Raw genomic sequence first — 16,936 nt, forward strand, 5'->3', positions numbered from 1 at the left:
TACATGCAAAGAGACACAGTAGTTTTTGACTTAATTAATAAAGAGCTGCAACGTCAGCGGCACGGAATAGAACTAATAGCTTCTGAAAATTTTACCAGCCTTCAGGTAATGGAGGCAATGGGAACGGTATTGACTAATAAATATGCCGAAGGGTACCCGGGCAGACGTTATTATGGCGGATGCGAGATAGTTGACCAGACAGAACAACTTGCCATTGACCGTTTAAAACAAATTTTTGATTGTGAATACGCCAATGTTCAGCCTCACAGTGGTGCCCAGGCAAATGCCGCTTTAATGCTCGCAGTGCTGCAACCAGGTGATGCTATTCTTGGCCTTGATTTAAGCATGGGCGGCCATCTTACTCATGGAAGCCAGGTTAATTTTAGCGGCAAATTATACGAGCCACACTTTTACGGCGTTACACGAGATGGAGGTATTGTTGATTATGACATGCTTGAAGCAAAAGCCAGGGAAGTTAAACCAAAAATGATCATTTGCGGAGCAAGTGCTTATAGCCGCCAGTGGGACTATGCGAGAATAAGAAAAGTGGCAGATGAAGTTGGGGCGTTTGTATTTTGCGATATAGCTCATCCTGCAGGATTAATTGCCAAAGGATTATTAGATTCTCCTTTTGATCACTGTCATTTTGTTACATCAACTACTCACAAAACCCTGCGTGGTCCTCGTGGAGGTGTTATACTAATGAAAAAAGATTTTGAAAATCCTTTTGGCTTAAAAGATGCGAAAGGAAATATTCGCATGATGAGCAACCTCATTGATATGGCTGTGTTTCCCGGAACCCAGGGTGGCCCACTGGAACACGTGATTGCTGCAAAAGCTGTTTCATTTGGCGAAATTCTAACAGATGAGTTTACTGATTATGCCAAACAGATTTTAGCAAATGCCCAGGCAATGGCAAAAGCTTTTGTTGAAAGAGACTACCAGTTAATTAGCGGCGGCACAGACAACCACCTTATGCTGATCGACCTTAGAAACAAAAACATAAGTGGTAAAAAAGCTGAAAATCTTTTGGTGAAAGCAGACATAACTGTGAATAAAAATATGGTTCCTTTTGATGATAAAAGTGCATTTGTTACCAGCGGTATAAGGGTTGGGGTGCCTGCAATTACAACAAGAGGTATGAAAGAAGAGCACATGGATTTTGTGGTAAACTTAATAGATAGGGTTTTAATGAATGGCGATGACGAAAGTTTTATTAGTTCCGCACGCAGACAGGTAAATGAATATATGGAACAGTTTCCTTTATATCCGGAATTGGGTAAGCAGAAAATGGTTGTATAGTTATATTATCAAAAGGCACAATGTTAGTTAGCTTTTATAAAAACTAAACTTAACCCGATCTTTTGAAAAAGCCCATTATACGTTTAGCGACAGAAAGGTGGTGACTTGTATTGTAACCAATAGAAACAAACGAAGAATAATTAATAAAAAAAAATTAAACAGCACATCAGATGATACAAAGAGTACAAACCATCTGGCTTTTACTTGCAGCCATTGCAGGATTTGTAGTAACACAGGTACCATTGTACGAAGGAACACTAGCAGGCGAGGCAGTAAAAAAGTATTTCGCCACTGAGAATTTTCTTTTATTCGCTGTTGCCATTATCGCTGCTTTATCAGCATTAATAGCTGTATTTCTTTTTAAGAATCGTTCTGTTCAAATGAAACTTACCATTTTTGGAATTTTAGCATCAGTAGCGTTCATTGCGTTGGAAATATGGCAGGCAGAAAAATTTCAAACTGGTAGTGGAATATTAAAACTATCCTATCTATGGGGAGCACTGCTGCCAATAGCTATGATTTTCTTTTTTATTCTTGCTGCGGTCAATATCAGAAAAGATAATAAGCTGGTAAAAAGTTTAGAAAGGTTAAGGTAAATTTTGCAGGAGACACTAGGCATGGTAGTAACAACATCATGCCATATAACATAAAAAGTATAAATAAAGTAAAGGGAAACAATTCATTTTGTTTTCCTTTACTTTTAAGAACCCTTGCAAAGGTTGCAACAGCACAGCAAGGGCTTACTTGGTTTTATTGAAATAATACTGTTTTATTAATTGTCTGATCGCCACAGGTTAATAACAGACTATAGCTTCCGGCATGTAATCGCTTGTCTATTACAACAGTTTGAGTACCAGAAGTTCCATCATAATCTATCGATCCGGAATATACCAGCTGACCTTCGCTACTGTAAAGGCTTACTCCATATCTGCCTTTCTTTAAATTATTTATGAGCAAGGTAATTACATTTCCAGTTGCGGGGTTTGGAGCAACTGTAAGAGAAACGCTTTCTTCAAAGGCCGAGCTAAACTTCATTGCAGCACTTAAAGAAAAAGTTCTGTGACCAGATTTAAATATCACAGAAAAACGATCCGCTGCAAATGACGCAGAATCGGTTGTAATACTAAAGGGCACCAGGGTAGAAGAAGCAAGGTCAACAACTGTCTCCTTGCGTAAATAGTTATCTTTTACAACTGCTTTTAACGATGATGAAAAATTAGCACCATTCAATTTTAAATAATAAGACTTTTGCCTGAATTTCCACATTGCTAATTTTATTGTATCGCTTCCATGAATTGTGGGACGCCCCTCTATACTCAAAAAGGTGCCATTACAATTAATAGCAAGATTTTCGTCAAGGTTAGTGAATTTATAAGAATCCTCATTTCCTATCGATGTTGAAAAATTATCAGCAAAAAAAGCCACTACCCCATCGGCCGTATTCTGAGGACCAGGTTCAGTACTCAGTAACAATTGAATTGCCAGTTTAGCTCTTACCGGCGTTTGTGCTCCGGCAAAAAAATAAAGCTGTAAAAAAAGTATAAGAAGTAAAGACGGTTTGAAGGTATTTAAAAGATTTTTTTTGTTTAAAGAGCCTTTAATTGTAAAAAAGTTCATTTTCTGTTTTTTAGATTCTGAATAGAGTAAATCGGATACGTTTGTAAACTTCATTTCAAAAAAAATATTGTGTCGCAAACACTGACAGGATATTTATCGATCTAAAAAATCATTTAAAAAACCTTTTCCGGCTATCTTCTAATCCTTTGTGAGCAGAGCTATCTATTGCAATGAAATGAACCTTGCGGGTTTAAAAGCACAAATCCATTTGTAAAAAGCAAAATAAATGGCACGTGAAACGCAACAGTATAAGGAAATATTAAAATCAACTTTTAGGAGCGGGAATGCGAGTCATAATAGTTAAAATATAAATAATATTAAAAGATAGTCATTTTTGGACTTAAAATAAATACCTTCTCCTGTGTTATCTTTACCCACTATGAACCAGGAAAATGAATTGGAGCCTGAAGAAACGAGTGAAGAGTTATTTGAGAGACGTGTAATTAAAACAGACAAAGGACAGGAACCATACAGGATTGATAAATTTTTAATGAACCGAATTGAAGGCGCTACAAGAAACAAAATTCAGCAAGCCCTTGAGGCAGGTCTGATCACGGTAAATGGAAAAACCGTTAAGCCTAATCATAAGGTAAAAGCTTTTGAAGAAATTGTTATCTATTCTACTGAGCATCCTGACACTACAGATGTTGTGCCTGAACCGATGGAAATCAATATAGTGTATGAGGATGAAGCGGTAATCGTAATAGATAAACCTGCAGGCATGGTGGTGCATCCGGGAAGTGGAAATTACACGGGAACTTTACTAAACGGAATTGCTTATTATCTGAAAGAACAAATGCCCGATTTGGATGAAAAAGTACTGCCGCGTTATGGGCTTGTTCATCGAATTGATAAAAATACAAGTGGATTGTTGCTCATGGCAAAAACTGCGCAGGCCGCTGCTTATCTATCCAAACAGTTCTTTGACCATACTATACAAAGAAAATACATAGCATTGGTGTGGGGAGATTTTGAGCAGGATGAGGGAACTATTGTTGCTCACGTAGGTCGTAACCAACGTTTCAGAAAACTTTTCGAATCCTACCCTGAAGGTGAGCATGGAAAAGAAGCGGTGACACATTACCGTGTTTTAGAAAGATTTAATTATGTAACATTAGTGGAGTGTGTATTAGAAACAGGCCGAACACACCAGATACGTGTACATATGAAACACATAGGACACACTTTATTTGCTGATTCAACTTACGGTGGAGACAAGATTTTAAAAGGAACCATCTTTAGCAAATACAAACAGTTTGTTGATAATTGTCTTGAAATTTGCCATCGCCAGGCTTTACATGCTTTTACACTTGGTTTTAAACACCCCGTAACAGGCAAAGACATGTTTTTCACATCCCCACTTGCTTCTGATATGGAGCAGGTAATTGATAAATGGAGACGTTATGTAAAAGGAAAATAGAAAATTTTGTGAAGCGAAATTTGTGACACGGCCACTTCTTTTCAATAATTTTCGTTTAACTAAAAACTGGTCTATCTGACTGACCTTTTTCAATTATTTTTCGAGAAATCTGTTTCCAAAATTGTTGGTTACAGCGTGAAGTAGTGAGCTCTAGGATTTATCTTCCTTAAGCAGGAAGTTTAAAATCAAACAAAGTAGCAGTAAAAAGTGCTCTTTCTGCTTTTTTAAAAATAACATCCCAATATCCTTTGTATCTTAATACTTTAGGCACCAGCAAATCTCCCAGTTTTTGTAATTGCACCTCCATTTGTACATCAAAATCAAAAATGCCGGCTTTATAGCTAAGGCTATAATTCCGACCAAGTATTTCAAATGTTTTAGCGTTAAACCACGTTGTCATCTCGTCAATAACTATATCATTTTTTTCTCCTGAAGACAAATCAGTTCTTGGGGTGATTGTAAAAACATAACAAGTCTGTCCCAGGTAATCTTTTTCATCTATCCTGAAATCATATAACTTACTTACATCCTTATCGAACAACGCAACTTTATTGCCCATAAACGGAAGGCCCGGAATTTTTGTGCCGGGGTTGAAAAACAATTGTTTCAACTGCTCCTTGTGCTTTTCCATCCCACTTTTGCTACTTACAGAAAAAGTAGTTCCCTTTACAATATTTGTCTCGCCGCAAACTCTGCCTTTTGTAAAAAATAGTCCTGCATACATTTCTGCAGTTTTATAATTATAATTACCCTTTTTGTCGTAAAAATCGCCGGTCGTTTGCTCTTCTTTGGTTTGCATAGTACGGCAACCATTGCTATAGCTCTGTGTAGTTAGACTGTGTAAAGAAGCCCGCTGATCATCATTCTTATCATTTATAATAATATCATTAAAAGAAGAATAACCTATGACGCGCAAATTGCGGAAAGCTTTATAAAAAGTAGTATCATTCTTAACGTAATCAATAAAAGCCGCTACGTTAAGATTGTTGCGGACAATAACATCGGCAAGAGTGAAAGTCTGATTTTGATAAATGAATGTAGTATCTTTTTTATCAGACAAATAATCCTGGCAGAAAGCAGCGGATGAAGATAAAGCGGCCAATATTAATAGAAAACAAACTTTTTTTATCATTTCGCATACATCATCTTATAATCCATCTTCAATTTGCCCTTGCTTATATCATTTAATTTTCCCCGAAGCATTTTTTTACGGAGCGGCTTAAGGTAGTCTATAAACAATTTGCCCTCAATATGGTCATATTCATGTTGAACAATACGCGCAGTCAGGCCAACAAATGTCGCCGTTTTAGGTGTGAAATTTTCATCGAAATATTCAATCATCACTTCTTCAGGACGCATAATGTCTTCTCTTATTTTAGGTATGCTCAGGCATCCCTCATTGTATGACCAGTCATCGCCATAAAATTCTTTTATCCTGGCATTAATAAAAACTTCTTTTATACCGGGTTCATCCCCATACTTTCCTTTATCTTCTTCATCCTGGTTTTTAAAAATCTGGCTGCTGTCAATAACAAATAGTCTTATCTCGCGATTTACTTGCGGAGCCGCCAGCCCTACCCCATTGCTTTCATACATGGTTTCCCACATATCTTCTATTAACTTACAGAGGTTGGGGTATTCGGGTGTGATGTCTTTACAAACCTTGCGCAAAACAGGCGCGCCATATGCTACAATAGGAAGTATCATGAATTTCTACAACAATTAATTTAAAAAATGCAAAATTACCGCCAAATGAAGCAATCAACAAATCTTAGGTCAGGCAATTGTGTTAAGATAATCCTGCAACATTATGGTAGCCGCTATTTCGTCTACCAGGTTTTTATTTTGACGGTCTTTTTTCTTCATCCCGCCGGCGACCATGCTTTGTACAGCAAGTTTAGAAGTATATCTTTCATCCACCTTCACAATGGGCATTGCGGGAAATAACTTTTTAAACCTGTTTATAAAAGCCTGTACAAGTGGCGTTGCATGAGTATCGGTATCATCCCAATTGGTAGGATGCCCAATTATAACGGTCTCAACTTCTTCTTTTTTAAAATAATCGGTCAAAAACTTTTCGAGGTCTTTTGTATGTATACCGGCTAAACCGGTGGCAATTATTTTTTGAGGGTCTGTCACTGCCAGTCCCGTTCTTTTTGACCCGTAATCTATAGATAATATTCGCGGCAATATGAATTAAGAATTATACATGAACAATCAGTAATGCTAAATATAAAACACTTTTTAAAAATTTGCTTTTTGTATTTGAACCCATCTGTACTGCTATAATTATACTGCCGTTGCGTCGCACTCTTGTACTTTCTCATCGTGTATCAACAATATGATTTGTATTAAATAAAAATCAAATAAATAAAAAAAGTTCGTTTATTTTAAAAACAAATCAGCAATAACAAATACTGCAAATACCACACTTGCGATTCCATTTGCGGTCATAAAAGCAAGATTTACCCTTCGCAGATCATCGGGTTTTACTATCGAGTGCTGGTAAATAAGCATACCTGCAAATACAGTGACCCCCATCCAGTATAACCATCCAAATCCTGCTATTTCTCCTGCTGCAATAACAAGTGACGCACTAAAGAAGTGCAAAAGCTCTGATACACGCAATGCTTTTTGCTTACCCAAAACAGAGGGAATTGAATACAAGTTTTGCGATATATCAAAATCAACATCTTGCAGGGCATAGATAATATCGAAGCCGCTAACCCAAAACAAGACAGCAAACGAAAAAAGAACAGGTAAAACATTAAATTTTCCTGTCACAGCCAAGTAGGCGCCTATTGGTGCGAGTGACAAACCTAAGCCCAATACAAGATGACAAAGTGCTGTAAATCTTTTGGTATAACTATAAAATAAAATTACAAATAAAGCAACCGGGCTTAATAAAAAACAAGTGGTATTTATAAAGTAGGTACAAACGATAAATGCTACACAATTAAAGATGACAAATATGAGAGCATGGTTTGCCAAAATAATTCCTGCAGGAATTTCGCGGATTGCTGTCCGCGGGTTTTTTGCATCAAAATTTTTGTCAAGATAGCGGTTAAAGGCCATTGCTGCGCTACGCGCCGTTACCATACAAAATACGACCAAAATAAACTTAAGTAAAGCTTCCTGCAAACCGCTGAACTCGGCAAAGCGGCTGCCCCCTCCCGCCGTCTTATTTATATTTGCGGTCTGGAAAAAAAGGGAATTACGAAATACTCCTAAAAAAAAACCAATCATTGCAAAAGGCATTGCAAAAATGGTATGACTAAATTTTACTAAACTCAAATAATTTTTTACTCTTTGCATTGTTCCTTACAGATTCTATTAAAAGTGCTTTTGCAAAAATACCGAATGTAAATCCTGTTTGAGTAATAATGAGAGATTTAAATTGAGAGTGCGGTAAAAAAACAAAAACCCCTTGCAAGAAGGGGTTTTACATAAAATATAAAGAAAACAGGTTATTTTTTCTTTTCGTAACGCTTTTTAAACTTATCGATACGTCCGGCAGTATCTACCAGCATATTTTTACCTGTATAAAAAGGGTGCGATGTATTAGATATCTCTAATTTAATTACCGGATATTCGTTACCATCTTCCCACTGCACAGTTTCTCTTGAGTTAGCAGTCGAACGGCTTAAAAAGCTGTGACCGTTACTCATATCTTTGAAAACTACTAAACGATAACTTGTTGGATGAAGACCTTCTTTCATAATAAATTTATTAATATCTGCTTACGTTAACTAAGTTTTATTGTAAAGCAAAAATTGATTTTACAATTTTGAGGTGCAAAATAAAGCATTTACGCGGTGATTGCCAAAATATTTTATAAATTATTTTAAGCAATATCTTATTTTAAGATTTCATATTTACATATTGCAAAGCAATTCCAAGATCACTTTTTTTACAAAGAGCTATCACTTCCTGCAAGTCATCAATTTTTTTTGCAGTTACCCTTACCATATCATCCATAATCTGCGATTGCACTTTTAAACCACTGTCTTTTATCAGTTTTACAATCTTTTTTGCATCTTCCTGTTTAATGCCATTGCGAACGGGCACTTCTTTTTTCACTACTTTCCCGCTTGGATACGCTTCTTTGCTAAAATCAAAAGCTTCAGGAGCAATACCTTGTTTCATACTTCGGCTAAGCATAACATCAGTTATCTGATCTAACTTCATTTCACTTTCTGCCTCCAGATTAACCACATATTCCTTTTTATTCAACTCGATCTCTACAGGACTATTTTTAAAATCAAAACGGTTTTGAATTTCTTTCTTTACCGTGTTGACGGCGTTATCTAATGTTTGCAAATCAACCTTACTAGTAATATCAAATGATGGCATACAGCTAATTTTTGCAAAGATAAACAGTGATTTTAATAGTTTAAATAAGATTGATAATAAGACAGTTCTTAAAATTGATCAAAGAGTTACAACGCGCCGTAAAAGTAAAATATGGAGTAAGGCAGGAACACGCATCAGGAAAAATGTTTAGTGATTCAATTTATAAAAAAAGCCGTTGTAGAAACAGCAGGCCAACGATTGCTAACGAAATAAATGAAAGACTTTGTGTGGTTATACGCGATACTCAAAGATGAAATCCTTACAATAAAAGTTAGTAAGGGGGTTTTGATAAATATTAAAATCAAAATTTACTAACGGTATCTTCATCATATCGAGAATAAAATAGCCTGAATATTTCAAATCCGTGAGCAACGCAAATGTTTTTAAAATGTTTTCTCGTCCTGTTTGCCTTTCTTCACATTCTATCATAATAGTAGGTCTGTGTTTTCGTAATACTTCAACTGCGCCCTCTACCAGGGTAAGTTCATGGCCGGCTGTATTGATTTTTAAAAAACCGGGGTGAATGTTATTAGCTATACAATAGCCATCTATTGTTAGCGCAGTAGCTACTTCTTCGGGGGCCTTGTTTATTCGGGTTTTAAAATCAATTACAGTTGCACCATTTTTTTCAGGTAATGAAAAACGTGTCAGCATTTTTTGTTGGTCTCCAGAAAATGCAAATTGTTCTATTGCGACGTTATTCCATTTTAAAATTTGCTTCTTTTGCAAAAGATAATTATAGGTAGCGGGCTCACTTTCTAATGCAATAACTTTTCCTGCACGTTTAGCCATTTTCGCTAAAAGATATAAGTTCTCGCAAGTATGGTAGCCAGTATCAATTACGGCCGCTTCCTTTTTCAATAAATTAAGAAAGTATGAGAAAGCATAATTGTCTTCTTTCTTTTTATGCATTGCAGATTTGATGGACAATGAAAAAAAATCTACCAGTCTGCTACCTCTTTCAAATAGGTTGTGTTGATTTAAAACCTTGGCAATGTTAGTAGCGTACATACAATCAATTTTAACGAAGAGGATAAGAAAGCTGATGTAGAAAAAAGCCTTGCCGAAGTTCTTGTTAAGATTACACCGAGCAAGGCCCGGAACGTAAAAGGATGGAAGTTATCTAACAGTCACAGCCTTTACGAAATTGCCAGAAGCATCAAATGTTATAGCATACTTTGTTGCATTAGCATCAATAAAAACTGCATATCCTTGTATGGCTCCATTCAGCATTATTTGAAAAGCATGTTTAAAAACATAATTAGGATAAGCTGTTGACAGGTACGACTGAGCTGTTGATGGCAAGTCAGCTAACCCTATGGAATTTGATTGACCAGTACCAGCAGGAAGCTGAACTCGTTTTATAAAAGCACCTGCGGCATCAAACACGGTTGCAAACGCACCATTATTAGTACTCAAGACGACAATACTACTGTCTCTGTTTATAAAAGCTCGATCTAAAGTATCCTTTGCATAGTTTGCAGAAAAATAATTTTTAATATTGGACGGCAAAGAGCTAAGAGCTATCGTATCTCTTTTCATTCCATCTCTGTCGTCAAATCTGCCTCCATGGTGCCAGCCATGACTGGTCAGATCATGCCCTTCACGCTGTTCAAGCACTTTCAAAAATGTTCCTGAAGAATTGAACTTTAGCCCGACAGGCGTACTATTATATTCGATAATCACTATGTAACCCGCAGTATTGCCTGATCGATCCTTTTCAGCATATGCTTTTTGAAATGTATATCCTGCATAATTGCCGGTCAGATAATCTGTCACGGCAGCAGGCAGACTACTGAAAACAATGGAATCTCGGTGATGCTCTCGGGCACATGTTCCTACAACGTAAATTGAATCTCCTGCTGTTGACCTGCTCGCTGCAACTGCAATTGCCTGTGTATTTGCAACTGCTGTTTGCAGATTTGTAGTTGAGTCTGTAGCTGCTGAGGTATCAACAGTATCTTTTTTGCATGAAGCAATAGTAGAAAGATCACCAATGGAAGGAAATTCACTAGCGGGTTTGTTAGCTGGTTCTTTTTCATTTTTTGCCTGGATTTGATAGTTAAAAAATATAAAAAGCTTTAAAATTTTGTGGGTTTTAAAAATGTCAGGGCATAGAAATACACTTCACCCTTTAGGTGTTAAAAAATACTCGTGTCTTATTTCTTTATTTAAACTTTAGATGAAGGGTCAGTGCATCGGACTGCAGTCCATTGCTTCTACTATAATGACCATAGCGCAGTTCAATGCTGTTCCAGTTTTGAATGCCTAGTATGCCTTTTGGCGGCGCAAGTCTTATACCTGCTCCAAAATAGCTGCTGGTAAATTTTGAAAGATCATAATCACTTGTATAGAAGCTTTCTGCTGCATCATGCTGACCATAAGCAGCGAAATAATCCGCAGCATTTTGAGAATAAAAACGATAAAACGGACTAAAAGAAACAAAGGGCGTAAGTTTAATGGCTGTTTCAATATCTATTGTATGAGCCTTTACACCCCAATCATCCTGGTAGTACCTATAAAAAGAACGAAGAATTACATTGTCGCCCAAGAAGTAATTGGCGCGCACCCCCAACGGAATTTTCAGCCGGTGGTCTGGTAATGTTTCCGCTCTTTTAGAACCATCTGTAAAATATACTCTTTGATATTTTGTTGCCAGTAATCCTTTCTGATAAGCAGGATCGAATAGGAACATTACTTGTAGCCTTTTATTGACTATTTGTGAATAAGATAAAGAGGCGCTATACGAATCCCTTGGCTTATAATCTGTCGTTCGAGGATCACGGTGCGATCCGGAGCTATAATCCTCGGGCCTAAGTTCGTAGGGATAGATCACTTTCCAGGTGTCTAAATATGCTTGCAGTTTGGCAGTAAACTCCCTGTTGTTATCTTTTGACGATTTTGTAAAATTTACACCTGCTCCAAAAGAAGTATAATCATATTCTTTTGAAGAAGACACAACAACTCCAAAATTAGTTCGCTTCTTTTCATTTTGAATATTATATGATGCTGAAGGATAAAAACGGGTATCGCTCATAGATGCAGAAGAGATTGTTCTTGGATCTATTTTATCTGATGAAGCTGAAGTGTAATGGTCTACACCAACTTCAACACCAAGTATGTGTTTACGCAGTTTAGCATCATATTTAGACAATTTCAAATCAATGGTATTTGCAAAGTCAGTAAGCTTTTCATTACCAATGCCACCAGTAACTGCTGAGTTATTTCCATTCTGGTGATAATATCCCGATACAAAATTCACTTCGTCCAGATTTAGCTTCCGGCTTTTGTACAGCGAACTGTCTTCAGTAGTGGTAGTTTGAGAAAAGGCACTTAGTATACTTATATACATTCCTATAGCTGCCAACGATAACTTTTTCATAAATGTTTTTAAGGGATTATATTAATTGCAACCACAACCGCCACCTGTTTTACCACCGTTTGCTCCTGATGCACCTTCTCTGTACGCCTGGAAATTTTGTTCAAACTTCTGCACCTTTCTTGCAGACAATTCCATCTCAGCATCATTTATTCTCGACTTTTGATATTCTTTTACATTGCTACAAGCGGCTAAGCTAAGAGCGAACGCAAGTGTACAGCAAACGCTGACGGCATCCCTTATTTTTATTATCATCAACTGATTTTTATATTATTGGAAGTATATAATTTATTACTATCATCTATAACAATGCAGGCTATATTTTTCATCTGGTTTACAAGATGTAACCCTGCTTTTATTCCCATTACCGTTACCGGGGTGGCAAGTGCATCAGCAAGTTCAGCACTACTGCAAATGATAGAAACACTTTTAATACCTGATATTGGTAATCCTGTTTTAGGGTCAATAGTATGTGAATACCTTTTGCCATCAATTGTTACATATTTCTCATAATTCCCAGAAGTGGCAACCGCCATATTGCTGATGTCTATATAAGAAAAGGGAAGGTACTTTGCATTAGGATCGGCTATACCAACTGTCCATGGTTTACCATCTGGTTGAGTGCCCCATGTAGTAAGATCACCTGCAGCATTTACAACACCACCTGTCACACCATTTTGCTCTAAAATTAACCTGGCCCTGTCTGCTGCATATCCTTTTCCAATTCCTCCGAAACCTATACGCATCCCTTTTTCTTTTAAAAACACAGTACTGGTCTCTCTATCCAAAACTATATTTCTATAGTTTATTAACCGCACCATTCTCTTTGCAGTTTCTTTGTCTGGCAAAGAAGTCATTGTCTTATCAAAATTCCAGAGACGTTTATCAATTGAGCCATAGGTGATATCAAAAGCACCTTGTGTGAGTTCAGAAATTCTGATAGAACGATAAATGAGATTAAAAACTTCTTCATCAACCTTCACCGGTTTTATTCCCGCATATGCATTTACCTGGTTGGTTTGGCTATTATCGTTAAAAGTTGTAAGCAGTTGCTCAATTCTTCTTATCTCAGATACTGCACTTTCTATTAAGTTGCCAGCCCATTGTTCGTCGCCACTTACAACACTTATCTCAAACCGGTTACCCATAAGGCGTAATACACGTTTGTGCAATGTTTCCTGTAGGGTGTCAATTACCCGCATGTTCAAAAGTTTTTATTTCGTCTACAAATTTTTCCGGAGTTTCATTAGGGAACCCATCCCATTGTTTTAGTACTTTTCCATCGGCATCCAGCAAAACGGTAAAAGGAAACTTTCCGGATGAATTGTATTTTTCGGCCAAAGCTTCATTTTCCTTTACCTGCTCCTTTGACAGCTCATTTTTTTTATATCGTGGAAAATCAGCGTTTACCAAAACGAGTTTATCTGATGAAAAATTTTCAAATGCATCTGACTCAAAAATCTCTCTTTTTAATCTTATGCATGGTCCGCACCAATCGGAACCGGAAAAGTTCAATACTATTAATTTTTTTGACGCTACTGCCTCGGATTTCCCTTTTTCAAAATCAGTCATCCAGGTGGAGTGGGTCATCAATAACAGAAGCAGGACAGACAGGTAACTCATAACTTTTTGATTTTTAAAGTAAAAAGATGCTTCTATAACTAATGAAAACTGTGCCTCAAGAATAAACCCGTAGTGAATTTCCTGTTAAAGATGTATTATATGTTTTTAATGCTACTGGAGCTGGACCACCTGTTACCTGGCCGGTTTCATTGAAAGTTGAACCATGAGCATTACAAAAAAAACGGTGATAAGCGCCCTGGTAAGTAACTGCGACAGTATCATGTGTACAAAGTTGTTGCACAGCAATATAAGCGCCTGTCATTGTTCTGGCAACTATAACACCGCTATTGTAAACATAACCACCATTGCTTAATAAAGCTGCATTAGCAGCCTGACTTAAATCAATGGTAAAATCTACATTAGCGGGTGCAGTTGTTCGTGAAGTGACATTTTTTGAGCAACCTGCAACACAGGAAGCTAACGCAATGGAAGCTGAGCTAAAACCTAACAATGATAAAAATTCTTTTCTGTCCATAAGTCTGATTTCTTATGAGTTAGATGTCGATGTAAAAAAGAATGGTTGGGTACGAAATTTAAAAAGATTTGTTAATGGATGTAAAAGATTGATCAGAGGCAAATCCTTCTCCATGAGAAAAAGCACGAATAATAATAAAGCAAGGCAATAACACTTAAAGTATTTGTATAAATGATGAAGAAAGAAAAAAGACATGTAAGATTACTTACTTTAGGAGCGCTTTTAATAATCGGAGAGATAATAATTTGCTCAATTTGTAAGAACAACACTAAGCTAAATTGATAATTGAATGAACAACGGAGCGTCGCAACAACTGTTGATACAGGTTCTTCAGTTTGTCACCCATATTTCAATTTTATTATAAAAACAATGAATGATGACCCAACCATTTTTATGGACCTACCATCAATGCATCAAAAAACGTTGATTATGAGACAGAATATTTTACGTGGTTTTTTATGTATATAAATGTTAATGTAAGAAGAGGCGACATTAGAAGAGCCTCTGGTTGCTGGCTTCACTCATTAAAAGTTATATTTCACGATATCAAGTAAGACCCAACCCTTTTATACTTTTTAGCATCAATGTCAGAAGAACATAAAATAAATAAACAAACCCAACAGCTAATAGAAGCTTGTATAAAAGGAGACAGACAATCTCAAAGCAGACTATACAGTTTGTATACGCCAAAGATGTTTGTTGTTTGCCTTCGTTATTCTAAAAGCCGTGAAGAGGCAGAGGAGATTCTGCAGGAAGGTTTTATGAAGGTGTTTGAACATCTACACCAATACAAATATGCAGGTCCTTTTGAAGGATGGATAAGAAAAATAATGGTCAATTGCGCCTTACAGAAATATAGAAGTAAAGGAAACCTAAGACCTGTTATTGATATTGATACAGATGCAGTTGACTATGCAGTAAATGAAGATATAATATCCAAAATTGGTACCAAGGAACTTTTGAAAATGGTACAGGAATTACCGCCCGCTTACCGCATCATTTTTAACCTCTACGTGTTTGAAGGAATGAAGCATCGTGAAATTGCTGAACTATTGGGGATATCAGAAGGAACTTCAAAATCTAATCTCTCAGATGCAAGAGCCATATTACAAAAGGCTGTAAACAAAAGTTTACAATCATCACAAGTAAAATTTAGTTGAAGATGGATGAAAATCTACACAATATTGATGACTTATTTAAAAAGGCTTTAGATGAACATGAAGAGATACCTTCAGGAGATGTTTGGGAAAATATTGACAAAAACCTCGACAAAAAAAGAGTCATATTCATTTCAAAGAGATACAATAATTTAAAATGGATTGCCGCCCTTCTCCTGGTATTTTCCGCAGGTATGGCTATGTATACCTGGCATACAAAATTAAAAAATAAGGAACTGGTACAGAAAAACGCCGATAACGAGAGAAAAGAAAGTACGGGCGACGGCACGAGTAATAACAGTAATGAAAAAAAGTCTGAATTAAATCAAACGGAGAAGTCAGTCACCGGCAACGACACCTTACCATCAAACAACGACAGCAGTGCCAATGATAAGTTGGCGGACGAGCAAGCTTTTGGCCAAAATGAAATAGAGAAAAAAAGATTAGCAGAAGATAAAAAAGAGAATTACAAATTTTCTAAAAAACAGTATTTCGACAATTTGGTTAAAAAGGATAAAAAAGAGAATAATGGAGGTAATAGATTAAAAACAAAAGAACAGTTAGCAACCGTCCAAGAAACTTTAGAAAGAAAAAATACTGATAGTGACTTTAGAATGTTTAAGAGGAAAAATCATTCTTCTGCAAAAGAAAAAACTGTTGAAAAAGAACAAAATATAGCAACAGAAAGATCATATAAAGAAGTTGCCGTAGAAACTGAAGCACAACAACATTTCGATACTGCTATTCCCGAAAGTTTATCAATGCAAAGGGCTGTAACAGCAAATAGTCATAACAAAATAAGGAACGAGGTAACCTTAAATCTTAAAGCAGAAAAGTTTAAGGCAAAAAATAGACAAAAAGGTTTTTTTTCTATGACCGCATTTTTTTCTCCTGACTTTGTTAGTAGTAAAGTTGATAACGATCGCCATAATTTCAGGGAAGACGATAGAAACGAGATAAAGAAAAGAGAGAAAATTAAAGAAGCTTACACAACTGGTCTTTTAATAAATTACAATACTGGTAAAAAGGTTAGTCTCGAGTCTGGCCTTACTTTCTCATCGATGACCACCGAGATTCAGCCCAAAACTATTTATGCCCGGCGCGACAACCGAGGAAATGTACATTACCAGTTTAATTGTTCTGCCGGCTATTCATATATCCCTACAAAACCTGGTAGTAACCCTGTCGCGGGAGACAGTGTGCCTGCTTTATCTTCCAAAAATACTTTGCAGTATATAGGAGTACCTTTTTCAGTAAAATATAATGCATATAAAGGAAAACTATCTTTACAACCTGGGATAGGCATGGCCTTTAATTTTTTAACACAGGGAAAAATTGAAACAGCCATTGAAAGATCAACTGGCACAGAAAAAGCAAACATTCATCATATTGAAGGCTTAAGGAAGACCTACATGAATGGGTCAGTTAGTGTAAGCGCTAATTACAACCTGAAATCAAACATTGCTGTAAATTTTACACCTGCAGCAAGATTTGCTTTATCATCGATAAATAAAGATGCACCGGTTAAAACTTTTCTTAATTCATTAGGATTAGCTGCAGGACTTACAATAAGATTATAAATTGTAACGTAAGGAGAGCAAATAGAATAT

19 protein-coding genes are annotated in these 16,936 nt (G+C 36.5%); 5 read left to right on the forward strand and 14 right to left on the reverse strand.

From position 1 onward, the window contains the following. Positions 1-3 precede the first annotated feature (3 nt). Positions 4-1,302, forward strand: a complete 1,299-nt coding sequence (locus B154_RS0122885; RefSeq protein ID WP_018616685.1) for a serine hydroxymethyltransferase — start codon at positions 4-6, stop codon at positions 1,300-1,302. Between the two features lie 170 nt (positions 1,303-1,472). After that, entirely contained in the window at positions 1,473-1,898 is a 426-nt protein-coding gene (locus B154_RS0122890; protein ID WP_018616686.1) for a DUF4293 domain-containing protein, read from the forward strand. A 154-nt stretch (positions 1,899-2,052) separates the two neighbouring features. On the opposite strand, the gene B154_RS0122900 is transcribed toward B154_RS0122890, so the two are convergent. Continuing rightward, a complete protein-coding gene (locus tag B154_RS0122900) occupies positions 2,053-2,919 on the reverse strand; it encodes a T9SS type A sorting domain-containing protein (protein ID WP_018616688.1) in 867 nt (288 codons plus the stop codon). A 361-nt stretch (positions 2,920-3,280) separates the two neighbouring features. Between B154_RS0122900 and B154_RS0122905 the strand changes: the two genes are divergently transcribed. Beyond that, the gene (locus B154_RS0122905; RefSeq protein ID WP_245542646.1) at positions 3,281-4,339 is read left to right on the forward strand and encodes an RluA family pseudouridine synthase; all 1,059 of its coding nucleotides are present in this window, start codon (positions 3,281-3,283) and stop codon (positions 4,337-4,339) included. 166 nt (positions 4,340-4,505) lie between these two features. Here the strand turns inward: B154_RS0122905 and B154_RS0122910 are convergent, their stop codons facing one another. From B154_RS0122910 to B154_RS0122975, 13 genes are all read right to left on the reverse strand, one after another. Next, positions 4,506-5,471, reverse strand: coding sequence for a hypothetical protein (locus B154_RS0122910; protein WP_018616690.1), 966 nt, complete (start codon positions 5,469-5,471; stop codon positions 4,506-4,508). Further along, positions 5,468-6,046: a peptide deformylase gene (gene def, locus B154_RS0122915; protein WP_018616691.1), complete on the reverse strand. Its 579-nt coding sequence runs from the start codon at positions 6,044-6,046 to the stop codon at positions 5,468-5,470. Before def ends, B154_RS0122910 begins: the two co-directional genes overlap by 4 nt. A gap of 69 nt (positions 6,047-6,115) precedes the next feature. Beyond that, positions 6,116-6,529 carry a Holliday junction resolvase RuvX gene (gene ruvX / locus B154_RS0122920; RefSeq protein WP_026260371.1) on the reverse strand — a complete coding sequence of 138 codons (414 nt, stop codon included), beginning with the start codon at positions 6,527-6,529 and terminating at the stop codon, positions 6,116-6,118. A 195-nt stretch (positions 6,530-6,724) separates the two neighbouring features. Further along, entirely contained in the window at positions 6,725-7,654 is a 930-nt protein-coding gene (locus B154_RS0122925) for a UbiA-like polyprenyltransferase (RefSeq protein WP_018616693.1), read from the reverse strand. Between the two features lie 152 nt (positions 7,655-7,806). Further along, on the reverse strand, positions 7,807-8,058 hold the full coding sequence (locus tag B154_RS0122930) for a type B 50S ribosomal protein L31 (protein ID WP_018616695.1): 252 nt from the start codon (positions 8,056-8,058) through the stop codon (positions 7,807-7,809). Between the two features lie 142 nt (positions 8,059-8,200). Continuing rightward, positions 8,201-8,692, reverse strand: a complete 492-nt coding sequence (locus tag B154_RS0122935; protein WP_018616696.1) for a YajQ family cyclic di-GMP-binding protein — start codon at positions 8,690-8,692, stop codon at positions 8,201-8,203. Between the two features lie 231 nt (positions 8,693-8,923). Then, on the reverse strand, positions 8,924-9,703 hold the full coding sequence (locus tag B154_RS0122940) for an FkbM family methyltransferase (protein ID WP_018616697.1): 780 nt from the start codon (positions 9,701-9,703) through the stop codon (positions 8,924-8,926). A 108-nt stretch (positions 9,704-9,811) separates the two neighbouring features. Continuing rightward, a complete protein-coding gene (locus B154_RS0122945; RefSeq protein ID WP_018616698.1) occupies positions 9,812-10,471 on the reverse strand; it encodes a PepSY-like domain-containing protein in 660 nt (219 codons plus the stop codon). A 388-nt stretch (positions 10,472-10,859) separates the two neighbouring features. Beyond that, positions 10,860-12,074, reverse strand: coding sequence for a DUF3570 domain-containing protein (locus tag B154_RS0122955; protein WP_018616700.1), 1,215 nt, complete (start codon positions 12,072-12,074; stop codon positions 10,860-10,862). Positions 12,075-12,095: 21 nt separating this feature from the next. Continuing rightward, a complete protein-coding gene (locus B154_RS0122960; RefSeq protein ID WP_018616701.1) occupies positions 12,096-12,326 on the reverse strand; it encodes a DUF4266 domain-containing protein in 231 nt (76 codons plus the stop codon). Then, positions 12,326-13,273 carry an FAD:protein FMN transferase gene (locus B154_RS0122965; protein WP_018616702.1) on the reverse strand — a complete coding sequence of 316 codons (948 nt, stop codon included), beginning with the start codon at positions 13,271-13,273 and terminating at the stop codon, positions 12,326-12,328. The genes B154_RS0122960 and B154_RS0122965 overlap by 1 nt, the downstream gene beginning before the upstream one ends. Further along, positions 13,260-13,694 (reverse strand): thioredoxin family protein, encoded by a 435-nt coding sequence (locus B154_RS0122970; RefSeq protein ID WP_018616703.1) that lies wholly within the window; start codon positions 13,692-13,694, stop codon positions 13,260-13,262. The genes B154_RS0122965 and B154_RS0122970 overlap by 14 nt, the downstream gene beginning before the upstream one ends. A gap of 55 nt (positions 13,695-13,749) precedes the next feature. Then, positions 13,750-14,169 carry a QcrA and Rieske domain-containing protein gene (locus B154_RS0122975; RefSeq protein WP_018616704.1) on the reverse strand — a complete coding sequence of 140 codons (420 nt, stop codon included), beginning with the start codon at positions 14,167-14,169 and terminating at the stop codon, positions 13,750-13,752. A gap of 584 nt (positions 14,170-14,753) precedes the next feature. Between B154_RS0122975 and B154_RS0122980 the strand changes: the two genes are divergently transcribed. Both B154_RS0122980 and B154_RS0122985 read left to right on the forward strand, forming a co-directional pair. Next, entirely contained in the window at positions 14,754-15,329 is a 576-nt protein-coding gene (locus B154_RS0122980; protein WP_018616705.1) for an RNA polymerase sigma factor, read from the forward strand. A gap of 2 nt (positions 15,330-15,331) precedes the next feature. Further along, positions 15,332-16,906 carry a hypothetical protein gene (locus B154_RS0122985; protein WP_018616706.1) on the forward strand — a complete coding sequence of 525 codons (1,575 nt, stop codon included), beginning with the start codon at positions 15,332-15,334 and terminating at the stop codon, positions 16,904-16,906. Positions 16,907-16,936: the final 30 nt, after the last annotated feature.

Source organism: Segetibacter koreensis DSM 18137 (assembly GCF_000374045.1).
In the GTDB taxonomy this organism is placed as follows: Bacteria; Bacteroidota; Bacteroidia; order Chitinophagales; family Chitinophagaceae; genus Segetibacter; species Segetibacter koreensis.

What these genes read in the sequence shown, in the direction of transcription:
- B154_RS0122885 (WP_018616685.1), top strand. Translation starts at nt 4, where the DNA reads ATGCAAAGAGACACAGTAGTTTTTGACTTAATTAATAAAGAGCTGCAA.
- B154_RS0122890 (WP_018616686.1), top strand. Translation starts at nt 1,473, where the DNA reads ATGATACAAAGAGTACAAACCATCTGGCTTTTACTTGCAGCCATTGCA.
- B154_RS0122900 (WP_018616688.1), bottom strand. Translation starts at nt 2,919, where the DNA reads ATGAACTTTTTTACAATTAAAGGCTCTTTAAACAAAAAAAATCTTTTA.
- B154_RS0122910 (WP_018616690.1), bottom strand. Translation starts at nt 5,471, where the DNA reads ATGATAAAAAAAGTTTGTTTTCTATTAATATTGGCCGCTTTATCTTCA.
- def (WP_018616691.1), bottom strand. Translation starts at nt 6,046, where the DNA reads ATGATACTTCCTATTGTAGCATATGGCGCGCCTGTTTTGCGCAAGGTT.
- B154_RS0122925 (WP_018616693.1), bottom strand. Translation starts at nt 7,654, where the DNA reads ATGCAAAGAGTAAAAAATTATTTGAGTTTAGTAAAATTTAGTCATACC.
- B154_RS0122930 (WP_018616695.1), bottom strand. Translation starts at nt 8,058, where the DNA reads ATGAAAGAAGGTCTTCATCCAACAAGTTATCGTTTAGTAGTTTTCAAA.
- B154_RS0122935 (WP_018616696.1), bottom strand. Translation starts at nt 8,692, where the DNA reads ATGCCATCATTTGATATTACTAGTAAGGTTGATTTGCAAACATTAGAT.
- B154_RS0122940 (WP_018616697.1), bottom strand. Translation starts at nt 9,703, where the DNA reads ATGTACGCTACTAACATTGCCAAGGTTTTAAATCAACACAACCTATTT.
- B154_RS0122955 (WP_018616700.1), bottom strand. Translation starts at nt 12,074, where the DNA reads ATGAAAAAGTTATCGTTGGCAGCTATAGGAATGTATATAAGTATACTA.
- B154_RS0122960 (WP_018616701.1), bottom strand. Translation starts at nt 12,326, where the DNA reads ATGATAATAAAAATAAGGGATGCCGTCAGCGTTTGCTGTACACTTGCG.
- B154_RS0122965 (WP_018616702.1), bottom strand. Translation starts at nt 13,273, where the DNA reads ATGCGGGTAATTGACACCCTACAGGAAACATTGCACAAACGTGTATTA.
- B154_RS0122970 (WP_018616703.1), bottom strand. Translation starts at nt 13,694, where the DNA reads ATGAGTTACCTGTCTGTCCTGCTTCTGTTATTGATGACCCACTCCACC.
- B154_RS0122975 (WP_018616704.1), bottom strand. Translation starts at nt 14,169, where the DNA reads ATGGACAGAAAAGAATTTTTATCATTGTTAGGTTTTAGCTCAGCTTCC.
- B154_RS0122980 (WP_018616705.1), top strand. Translation starts at nt 14,754, where the DNA reads ATGTCAGAAGAACATAAAATAAATAAACAAACCCAACAGCTAATAGAA.
- B154_RS0122985 (WP_018616706.1), top strand. Translation starts at nt 15,332, where the DNA reads ATGGATGAAAATCTACACAATATTGATGACTTATTTAAAAAGGCTTTA.